At 64.4% G+C, this 9,880-nt stretch carries 9 protein-coding genes; 4 read left to right on the top strand and 5 right to left on the bottom strand.

The features are described 5' to 3' along the window. Nucleotides 1–404: hypothetical protein (locus tag NOV72_RS14760; RefSeq protein WP_181291049.1), on the bottom strand; the 404-nt coding region annotated here is incomplete at its 3' end. Nucleotides 405–544: 140 nt separating this feature from the next. Between NOV72_RS14760 and NOV72_RS31985 the strand changes: the two genes are divergently transcribed. After that, nucleotides 545–844, top strand: a complete 300-nt coding sequence (locus NOV72_RS31985; protein ID WP_146150007.1) for a hypothetical protein — start codon at nucleotides 545–547, stop codon at nucleotides 842–844. Nucleotides 845–1,057: 213 nt separating this feature from the next. Here the strand turns inward: NOV72_RS31985 and NOV72_RS32305 are convergent, their stop codons facing one another. Next, nucleotides 1,058–1,195, bottom strand: coding sequence for a hypothetical protein (locus tag NOV72_RS32305; protein WP_181291047.1), 138 nt, complete (start codon nucleotides 1,193–1,195; stop codon nucleotides 1,058–1,060). A 436-nt stretch (nucleotides 1,196–1,631) separates the two neighbouring features. Here NOV72_RS32305 and NOV72_RS14750 point away from each other — a divergent pair, with 436 nt between their 5' ends. Both NOV72_RS14750 and NOV72_RS14745 read left to right on the top strand, forming a co-directional pair. Beyond that, nucleotides 1,632–2,846, top strand: coding sequence for a trypsin-like serine peptidase (locus NOV72_RS14750; protein ID WP_245933049.1), 1,215 nt, complete (start codon nucleotides 1,632–1,634; stop codon nucleotides 2,844–2,846). 168 nt (nucleotides 2,847–3,014) lie between these two features. Continuing rightward, nucleotides 3,015–3,767: a TetR/AcrR family transcriptional regulator gene (locus NOV72_RS14745; RefSeq protein ID WP_106855353.1), complete on the top strand. Its 753-nt coding sequence runs from the start codon at nucleotides 3,015–3,017 to the stop codon at nucleotides 3,765–3,767. A 6-nt stretch (nucleotides 3,768–3,773) separates the two neighbouring features. Here the strand turns inward: NOV72_RS14745 and NOV72_RS14740 are convergent, their stop codons facing one another. The 3 genes from NOV72_RS14740 to NOV72_RS14730 form a co-directional block, all read right to left on the bottom strand. Further along, on the bottom strand, nucleotides 3,774–4,001 hold the full coding sequence (locus NOV72_RS14740; RefSeq protein WP_106855326.1) for a hypothetical protein: 228 nt from the start codon (nucleotides 3,999–4,001) through the stop codon (nucleotides 3,774–3,776). 64 nt (nucleotides 4,002–4,065) lie between these two features. Beyond that, entirely contained in the window at nucleotides 4,066–5,475 is a 1,410-nt protein-coding gene (locus NOV72_RS14735; RefSeq protein ID WP_106855352.1) for an MFS transporter, read from the bottom strand. 264 nt (nucleotides 5,476–5,739) lie between these two features. Continuing rightward, complete coding sequence (locus tag NOV72_RS14730) at nucleotides 5,740–6,048, bottom strand: DUF4148 domain-containing protein (protein ID WP_106855325.1); 309 nt, start codon at nucleotides 6,046–6,048, stop codon at nucleotides 5,740–5,742. A 346-nt stretch (nucleotides 6,049–6,394) separates the two neighbouring features. Between NOV72_RS14730 and NOV72_RS14725 the strand changes: the two genes are divergently transcribed. Beyond that, complete coding sequence (locus NOV72_RS14725; RefSeq protein WP_106855324.1) at nucleotides 6,395–9,844, top strand: response regulator; 3,450 nt, start codon at nucleotides 6,395–6,397, stop codon at nucleotides 9,842–9,844. Nucleotides 9,845–9,880 lie beyond the last annotated feature (36 nt).

Below are 9,880 nucleotides of genomic sequence, written 5' to 3'. Positions count from 1 at the left end.
GCCGTGGCCGCCGTCGCCGTGGCCGCCGTCGCCGTGCCCGCCGTCGCCGTGACCGCCGTCGCCGTGACCGCCGTCGCCGTGGCCGCCGTCGCCGTGGCCAACGCCACCGTGACCGCCATCGCCATGACCACCATCGCCGTGCCCGCCGTCGCCATGACCGCCGTCGCCGTGACCGCCATCGCCATGACCACCATCGCCGTGACCGCCGTCACCGTGACCGCCATCGCCGTGACCAATGCCACCTTGACCGCCGTCACCATGACCATGTCCGTCGCCGTGACCGTCGCCGTGACCGTCGCCGTGTCCATCGCCGTGGCCATCGCCGTGGCCATCGCCGTGGCCGTCGCCATCACCGCATCCATCGCCGTGGCCGTCGCCATTTCCATCGCCATGACCATGGCCATGGCCGTGTCCGTGACCATCCCCGCCCGTGTTGCCGCCCGAATCCCCTCCGCCCGAATCGCCCCCGCCCGAATCCCCTCCGCCGGAATTGCCACCACCCGGGCCCGAGCTGCCGTCGCCGCCGCCGCTCGATCCGTTACCCTTGCCGCCGCCCGAGTTCGAGCCGCCAGCCCCGGCCGTCGAGCCCGGTCCGCTGCCGGCCGAACCTTGGCCAGAGCCCGCGCCCGCACCAGCCCCGGAACCCGAGCCGCTCGAGTTGCCGCCGCCCGAGCTCACGCCGGCCGATCCATCGCCGCCGCGGCCGCCCTGGAGCAAGGGCACGACGGCCGATACCGTGTCGACCGTCGGTTCCGTCGACGGCGATACGCTCGTCGACGAGTCCATCGCGGCCACCGTCATCGCTGCGGCCGGGCCGATCGGCACACATTCCTCGGAATTTTGACCGCAAGGATTTCCCGTCGACTGCGCCGACGCGAAATTCGACATGGCCGCCGCGATCACAATCACGCTGAGCTTGATCGCGGTATTCAATTTGAATTTTTTAGGATTACTCATTTGCGCCCCTTGTAGTGTTTCTTCGCCACGCGTCCACCTGGAGAGTCAAACGCGATGTGGGGCAAGAATGACAGGCTGCACGCAGCGTTCTGTGCGGTACTTAACCGGAGGCGAGGGCGGCGTCGCGCAACGCCGTGCGGGAGCGCGCAGAGAACGTTTGCGGATGATCGAGATAGCCGGAAGGCGTTCGCCCGGCGCGGCTTCGCTCGCTGAAGTCATGGCCGGAAGTGACGGCCATTGCGACCGTCCGCATCGCACATCGGAGAAACGGCGCGCGGACTTCGTTCGAAAGCTATATGTAGGCTATCTGTATGGAAGGAATGTCGTCAAGACCCCTCTGTGCGATGAACCGCAAACCCGATCGAATCGGTCACACATCGAGCGAGTGCCAGCGCTATCCGCTGATCAAAGATAAGAGATCAAATCGGCCAAAATTTGAACTAGAGTTGATTACTGTTTCGCTTTCCTGATTGTTTGCGCGGCGCGCGCCCGGATTCGTCGAAGTTAAGCGCGCGCCGGAACCGGGGGCATCGTCGATCGCACTCGAAGCGATGCCCGCGCGAATGCATCCGATGAATCAGATCAGCGCGGTATTACTCATAAGACTTAGGAATACCAAGCAATAGAAGATCGATGTTCATCCGACACATCGTATCCATCAACCGGAGGGTGTCATGAAAAGATCGAAAAAAGTCGCCTGCGTGGAGGCGACGGCGGTAGTCGCACTTTCTTTGGCGAGCGCGAACATTGCACATGCGGACGATGAAGTCATCGTCAATACGAACCCGGCCGAATCGCGCGCCGCGATGGCCGATCTGTCGAGTCTCAAGCCTGTCGTCAATGTGCTTCTGCCGCCGGACACATCGACGATCGTTCCGAACACGGGCCCCGAGCCTTATGCGGCGGGCGTGAACACGCAGAGCGGCATCGTGAGCAATGCGCAGACGAGAGCGTATGGCGATTTCGGCATTCCCTATACGACCGGCCGCGTGCAGGACGGCAACCAGAGCGCGTCCGGCACCACGAGCGCGAATTTTCTCAGCACGACGTATCCGTACCGGGCGATCGGCAAACTCACATTCTCCGCAGGATATTGCACCGCCAGCCTCGTTCGCAGAAGCGTGATCGTCACGGCGGCGCATTGCGTGCAAGCGTTCGGCAGCGGGAGTTCGCTGTACTCGGGCTGGCAGTTCATCCCCGGACACTACGGCGCTTCCGGCGCCACCGCGGCGCAGATCGCGCCTTACGGCAGATGGACGTGGGCCGGACTCGTGCGGCCATCGGCATGGGCGAACGGCACCGATACCGGATCGGGTTCCGCGCGCAACAACGATCTCGCGGTGATCGCGATTGCGAAGAACGCGTCGAATCAGTTCATCGGCGACATCACCGGCTATCTGAACTATGGCTATAACAACTATTCCTTCATATCGTCGTCGAAAACCGGCAACCTTCAGACGGCGGCGGTAACGACCTTCGGCTATCCCGCCTTGCTCGATGCCGGCGCGATCATGCAGCGCACCGATGGCCCGACCTACACGACGACCGTCAGCGGCGCATCGCAACTCTGGCAGGGGAGCAATCTCACGGGCGGTGCGAGCGGCGGCCCGTGGATCGTCAACTTCCGGGCGCGCGACGCCGCGCTCTCCGGCGGCGCGGCAGTGGGCAACTCGTCGACTCTGGCGATCGTGGGCGTGACTTCGTGGGGCTCCGCCGACCCGAACGCGTCCAAGGATAACTACGCGTCGCAGTTCCGCCAGAACACGCAGTATCCGAACGCGAGTTATGGCAGTTACGGCTCGGGCAACATCGCATCGCTGCTGAATTCGCTGTGCAGCGGCGCGGCGCCGGGCGGCGGCACGTTCGCATCGCAGGGATATTGCAACTAGCCCGACGCTCGGATGGCCCGCAGGTTTCGAGGAACCTCGGGCCGTCAACATTCAAACGAGCGCATCGGACGAATTCGCCGAAACATGCCTGAAACGCCCGTAAAATACGAAGCGATCCGGCCGCAAGCGGGACGCGGCTTCTCACTTCATCGGCAGCACGGCTCAGGCATGACGACAGACGACAACACTCACGTCCGCGCACATGGCGCGTCGGGCAAGCGCAAGCGGCTCGGCCGCCCGACGGGCAACATCAACCAGCGCGAAAACATCCTCGATGCAGCCGAGGTCGATTTCTCGCAACGCGGCTACGCGGGCACGTCGCTGAAGGAAGTGGCCGCGTCGTGCGGTGTCACGCAGGCGCTCATCACGTATTACTTCGGCACGAAGCAGCAGCTTTTCGAACAGGTGTTCCTGCGCCGCGCGACGCTCATCTCCGAAGAGCGCGTGACGCTGCTGCACGAACTGACCGACGGAAAAGAAGCGAACGTGCGCGATATCGTGCGCGCGTTTCTGCTGCCGCTCGTCGCCCTGCGCAAGACCGATGGCGGGCGCGCGTTCATTCGTCTGCAGGCGCGGCTGCACACGGAGCCGCCCGAAATCTCGTACAGCCTGCGCAGCACCGCATACGGCGATTCCACCGACGCCTACGTCCAGGCCCTGCGCGCCGCGCTGCCCGGCCTGCCCGCGAAAGATCTCTACTGGCGCGTCACGATGATGATCGGCGCGTACCTCTACGCGTTCTCCGACACGCATCGACTCGATGTGCTTGCCAAAGGCGCGTGCGATCCGTGGGACGCGAACGAGACGCTCGAACAGTTGACGAACTTCATCGTCGGCGGTCTGGAGGCGCAGGCGAGCGCGCAAGCGGCCAGCGCGAAGAAGGCGAAGCCGAAGACGGCACGCACCGCGCGCGCCGCCTGAACGAGATCAGCGTCGCAGGCCGATCTCCATCGACTCGATCACCTGCGCGATGGTCGAATGCATCGACGCGAGCGTCGCGCCGGGCAAGTCCGACGACGCGGTTTCGCCGATCATCTCGCGCAGCGTCTCCCGCACATCCGCCGACGCCTGTTGCGGCAACGCCGCGGCGACCACGCTGAGCGCCGCGGTCAGGCCGTGCAGCGTGCCGGTCAGCGTTTCCAGTTCCTGATTCATGTGTGCTTCCTGTCGTGACGATGAATGAAGCGGGCGGCGCGTCGTGCGCGCGGCCCGCGCAAAATCAGGCGCGTCGTGTGTCCGGATGCGCCTTGAGCTTCACGAAAAGCGCGACGCTCGCAATCACCGAAGGCACCGCGAGCAGCGCGAACACGGCGGGCAGGCCGAGCTTCCATTGCGCGAAGAGGCCGCCGAGCGCGACGCCCGCGATGCCGCCGAAGCGCCCGACGCCGTACATCCACGAGACGCCGGTTGCGCGGCTTTGCGTCGGGTAGAACATCGCGGCGAGCGAGGGCATCGACGATTGCGCGCCGTTCATCGTCGTGCCCGCGAGAAAGATCACGGCGCTCACGAGACCGATGCTGCCGATCGCCTGACCGACCACGAAGATGAACACGGCGGTCAGCAGGTATCCGCACATCACGACGACGTTCGCGTTCCAGCGATCCATCAGCCATCCCGACGCGATCGTGCCGATGCCGCCGCCGAGCGGAAAAAGCGCGGTGAGCAGCGCGGCCCGCTCCGGCGTGAAGCCGGCTTCGTTCATGAGCAGCGGCATCCAGCTCATCAGCAGATAGAAGATCACGAGGCCCATGAAATACACGAGCCACAGCATCAGCGTTCCGATTACATAATTTCGCGAGAGGATCGCGCCGACCGACGACTTCGCCTGCGTCTGCGCGTGCTCCGACAGATGAAACGAATCGATGCGCGCGAGATCGAGCGGCGCGATCTTCGAGAGCGGCGCCCAGATCGCGTGCTTCGGAGCGCCGCGCTTGACGAGATAGCGCACGGATTCCGGCACGAGCATCGCGACGAAGCACGCGAGCACGAGCGGCAACACGCCGCCCACGACGAAGAGGCTATGCCAGCCGAAGGCAGGTATCAGCCACGACGAGATGAATCCGCCGAGCGCCGCGCCGACCGTGAAGCCGCAATACGTCGTATTGACGATGATCGAGCGGCGCTTCGCGGGCGCGTATTCGGAGACGAGCGTGACGGCGTTGGGAATCGCCGCGCCGAGGCCGATGCCCGTCAGAAACCGCAGCGCGACGAGCGATTCGATCGAGCCGCTGAACGCGGTCGCGAGGCTCATTGCGCCGAAGAACGCCGTCGCGGCGATGAGCACGGCGCGCCGCCCGAACCGATCCGCCGCGGGGCCGGAGACGACCGCGCCGGCCGCGAGCCCGAAGAGCGCGGCGCTCAGGACGGGCGCGAGCGCGCCTTTCGTGATGCCCCAGCCTTTGACGAGCGCCGGCGCGATATAGCCGATGGCCGCCGTGTCCATGCCATCGATCAACACGATCAGGAAGCACACGCCCATCAGCGTCCATTGGAAGCGCGAGAAGCGGTGAGCGTCGATGAACGCTTCGACGGGCACGTTCCCGCTCCACGCATCGCCACGGTCGGATGCCGTCGAATGCCCGGCGCGCGGCGGAAACGCCGGGCCAGTGTGAAGCTCTGCTTGCGACATGTACAACTCCTCGTTGTCGACGGCTCGCGCCGTCCGTGAATGCCACTGGGCCGGCGACATGCCGGTGTTCACGCGAAGCGGGGGCCCGCCGGGTTCGACGCGGTTTTATTATATGTATCTATAATTAATAAAAGCAAACAGGAAAAAAATGACGCCGCGCGCGGGAGGCGCGAAGTTCGAAGGAGGGGGAGAGGAGGGAGGAAACTGCGGAGGAGAACGACACCGCCCCGGCCGATGACGACCGAAGCGGCTTCGAAAAGCGCTCTACTGACTTGCACCCACGCCGATGCCGGCTTTCTTCTGCGCGTTCTGGATGTCCTGCGGATAACTCGCGTCGTCGCGCTTGGCTGGGTTGTAGCCTGCATCTTCCAGCTTCTTCAACTCCGCGTTCTTCTTCGCGCGTGCCTGCTTGCGTGCGGCCTTCTTCTCCGCCTTCGTGGCCGGCGCGGCTTGCGTCGTGCCCGTGGCGGTCGTCGCGGCGTTGTCCTGCGCGCTCGCGAGCGGCGCGGTGAGCGCGCCGAAAGCGGCCAACATCAACGAGACGGCGAGTTTGCAGCCAAGTGTTGCTTTCATATCCTCTCCAAAGATTGGTTGATCGACAGGCAACCAGCAATCACTTCCCGGGCCGATGATGCGTTTCTCGTGGCCGCGGCGACACGCATGCCGAATGTCGCGAATGCATTGTAAGGCGGCCCGTCCAAACGTTCAGCGACATGAAAGTATCTGAACGAACGTGCCGAAAAGCGATACAGTGCTACACCCTTCGCGCGCATGTCCGAGGCCGCCACTGCGCGGAGCCGAACCGGGTATGATGCGCAGCGGCTGAAACAAGAACTACAACTTTCGGGATTGTCGCCGTTATGCGGGCTGCTTCCAGACACGAGCCCGGCGCGACTTTCACGCTAATTCGGAGCTGTCTATGGCATCGCGGTCCGGTGTCGACGAGGCCAGTTTTCGTCGCATTCTCTTTCGCAACATCGCACTGCCGCTCGGAACGGGCCTCGTCACGGCCGTCGCGTTCGTCGTGCTCGTGCTGTATCTCCTTTCGGGCATCAACTGGGTCGAGCATTCGGAACGCGTGATCGGCAACGCGCAGGAAATCGGACGGCTCGTCAGCGAAAAGGAAAGTGCGCTTCGCGGCTATCTGATCACCGGCGACGAAGCCTTCCTCGCGCCCTTCGACACCGCGAAGCCGAAGCTCGCCGCCGATATCGACACGCTCGCCGATCTCGTCGCCGACAACACGCCGCAAGTCGATCGCCTGATTCGCATTCGCGCGTTGCAGGCGCAATGGGACAAGGTCGCCGACACGTTGATCGACGCGCGCCGACACGCTCAGGATTCCGTCGCGCTCGTGCGCGCGGGGCGCGGCGCGGCCGAACGCGCGGAAACCGAGCGCGAACTCGCCGCGTTTCTCAACATCGAGCAGACCTTGCGGCTGCAGCGCGTGGAATCCGCGAAGCAACTGACGACCATCACCGTCGCCGTCTTTCTGTTTCTGAGCCTGATGCTGTCCGTGATTCTCGCGATCTTCGGCAGGCGCGAACTGATGCAGCTTTCCAGCGCGTTCGGCGCCGCGATCGGCGAGCAGGAACGTCAGACGCGCGCGCTGCAGGAGCAGGCGTGGCTGAACGAAGGGCAGACGCAGCTCGCGGAAAAGGTGATCGGCCAGCAATCGCTCGATCAGCTTTGCCGGACGATTCTCGATTTCCTCGCGGACTACCTGAAGGTGTCGATCGGCGCGTTCTACGTGCGCGAAGCCGACGGCGCGTTGAAGCGCACCGCATGCTTCGGCTTCGATCCCGACGGCGCGCCGGTGCCGGAATCGCTCGCGGGCGTGAAAAGCCTCGTCGGGCAGGCGGTGCACGCGCGCAAGCTGACGAGCATGAACGAGGTGCCCGCCGGTTACTGGAAGGTGACGTCGGCGCTCGGCGCGAGCGTGCCCGCGAGTCTCGTCATCGTGCCGGTCGAAAACGAAGGCCAGGCGAACGGCGCGATCGAACTCGGCGCGATGCACGCGCTGACCGAGCGCGACCGGCAGTTTCTGAAGACGATCGCGGGAAATATCGGCGATTACGTGGAGGCGGCGCAGTATCGCGAGCGTCTGCAGCATGTGCTCGAAGAAACGCAGCAACTGAACGAAGAACTGCAGATGCAGCAGGAAGAACTGCGCACGACCAACGAGGAACTCGAACAGCAGACGACGGCGCTCTCGCAGGCGCAGGCCTATCTCGCGAATCAGAAGTCGGAACTGGAGCAGACCAACGATCAGCTCGCGGAACAGGCGCGCGTGCTCGACGAACGCAACGTCGCGCTCAACGCCGCGCAGGGCGAACTCGAAATGCGCGCCGAAGCGCTGCAGCGCGCGAGCCGCTACAAGTCCGAGTTTCTCGCGAACATGTCGCACGAACTGCGCACGCCGCTCAACAGTTCGCTGATTCTCGCGAAGCTGCTCTCCGAGAACAAGGCCGGCAATCTCACGAACGATCAGATCAAGTACGCGCAGACGATCTATTCCGCGGGCAACGATCTGCTCAATCTCATCAACGATATTCTCGATCTCTCGAAGGTCGAGGCGGGCAAGCTCGATCTGCACGTCGAAGACGTGCCGTTGCAGCGGATCATGGAAACGCTTTCGCGCACGTTCGAGCCGCTCGCGCGCCAGAAGAAGCTCAGGCTCGAACTGCGCAACGAAATCGACGACTATCCGACGCTCACGACCGATTTCCGCCGTCTCGAACAAATCCTGCGGAACCTGATGGCGAACGCGGTGAAGTTCACGGACGCGGGCGCGGTGTCGCTCACGCTCAAACGCGCGGGCGAGGGCGCCGTGCAGTTCGTCGTGACCGATACGGGCATCGGCATCGCGCCGGACCAGCTCGACGCGATCTTCGAAGCGTTCCAGCAAGCCGACGGCACCACGAGCCGTCACTACGGCGGCACCGGTCTCGGCCTGTCGATTTCGCGCAGCCTCGCGCATCTGCTCGGCGGCGATATCGCGGTGCGCAGCGCGCAGGGCACCGGCAGCACGTTCACGCTGACGATGCCCGTCGTCTACGGCGCGGCCGCGTCGCCGGGCGATGCCGAGCAGGCGCCGCCGTCCGTCGCCATCGAAGAACGTGCGCCGGTCGTCGAACGTCCGATCGAAGTGATCCACGTCATCGACGACGATCGCGCCGACGCCACGCCCGGCCGCCTCGTGCTCGTCGTCGAGGACGAACCGGTCTTCGCGCAAGTGCTGCTCGATCTCGCGCACGAACTGGGCTATCGCTGCATCGTGAGCGGGACGGCGAGCGAGGCGCTCAGGCTCGCGCAGGACCGCGCGCCGAATGCGATCCTGCTCGACATCGGCTTGCCGGATCGCTCCGGGCTCGTGCTGTTGCAGGAGCTGAAGGCGAATCCGAAGACGCGGCACGTTCCGGTGCACGTCGTGTCGGCGTCGGACAGAAGCGAGGCCGCGCTGCATCTCGGCGCGATCGGCTACGCGGTGAAGCCGACCACGCGCGAACAACTCACGGCGATCTTCCTGCGGCTCGAAGAAAAGAGCAGCCAGAAAATCAAGCGCGTGCTGCTCGTCGAGGACGACGCGCGGCAGCGCCAGAGCATCGTCGAACTGATCAGCGATACGGACGTGGAAATCACGCCGGTCGAGTTCGGCCGCGACGCGTTCGAACTGCTGAAGACGACGATCTTCGACTGCATGATCATCGACCTGAAGCTGCCCGACATGCAGGGCGGCGACCTGCTGCGGCAGATGTCCGGCATCGACGCGTATTCGTTCCCGCCGGTGATCGTCTACACGGGCCGCACGCTCACGCACGACGAGGAAGCGGAGCTCATGCGCTATTCGCAGTCGATCATCATCAAGGGCGCGCGCTCGCCGGAGCGTCTGCTCGACGAAGTGACGCTGTTCCTGCACAAAGTCGAAACGGATTTGTCGGCGGATCGGCAGGCGATGCTGCACGTCTCGCGCTCGCGCGATCGCGTGCTCGACGGCCGCCGCGTGCTGCTCGTCGATGACGACATCCGCAACATCTTCTCGCTATCGAGCGCGCTGGAGCATCAGGGGCTGAAGGTGGATATCGGCCGCAACGGTTTCGAGGCGATCGAAGCGCTCGACCGGCATGCTGACGTCGACATCGTCTTGATGGACGTGATGATGCCCGGCATGGACGGCCTCGAAGCGACGCGGCGCATCCGCGAGGACGCGCGCTTCCGGAAGCTGCCGATCATCGCGATTACCGCGAAGGCGATGAAGGACGATCAGGAGCAGTGTCTCGCGGCGGGCGCGAGCGATTATCTGGCGAAGCCGATCGACGTCGACCGGCTTTACTCGCTGCTGCGCGTGTGGATGCCGAGGCGCGTGTAGAATCAAAGAGGGGTTCTACAAGGATCAGACAGGCCG

Source organism: Caballeronia novacaledonica, assembly GCF_900258035.1.
Lineage (GTDB): Bacteria > Pseudomonadota > Gammaproteobacteria > Burkholderiales > Burkholderiaceae > Caballeronia > Caballeronia novacaledonica.
Note: the sequence above shows the minus strand (reverse complement) of the source record. Positions and strands in the feature narration are given on the sequence as shown.

Bases quoted from the DNA above. Each gene is read 5' to 3' on its own strand.
- NOV72_RS32305 (WP_181291047.1), bottom strand. From the start codon at position 1,195: ATGGCCGTCACTTCCGGCCATGACTTCAGCGAGCGAAGCCGCGCCGGG.
- NOV72_RS14735 (WP_106855352.1), bottom strand. From the start codon at position 5,475: ATGTCGCAAGCAGAGCTTCACACTGGCCCGGCGTTTCCGCCGCGCGCC.
- NOV72_RS14730 (WP_106855325.1), bottom strand. From the start codon at position 6,048: ATGAAAGCAACACTTGGCTGCAAACTCGCCGTCTCGTTGATGTTGGCC.
- NOV72_RS14745 (WP_106855353.1), top strand. From the start codon at position 3,015: ATGACGACAGACGACAACACTCACGTCCGCGCACATGGCGCGTCGGGC.
- NOV72_RS14725 (WP_106855324.1), top strand. From the start codon at position 6,395: ATGGCATCGCGGTCCGGTGTCGACGAGGCCAGTTTTCGTCGCATTCTC.
- NOV72_RS14750 (WP_245933049.1), top strand. From the start codon at position 1,632: ATGAAAAGATCGAAAAAAGTCGCCTGCGTGGAGGCGACGGCGGTAGTC.
- NOV72_RS14740 (WP_106855326.1), bottom strand. From the start codon at position 4,001: ATGAATCAGGAACTGGAAACGCTGACCGGCACGCTGCACGGCCTGACC.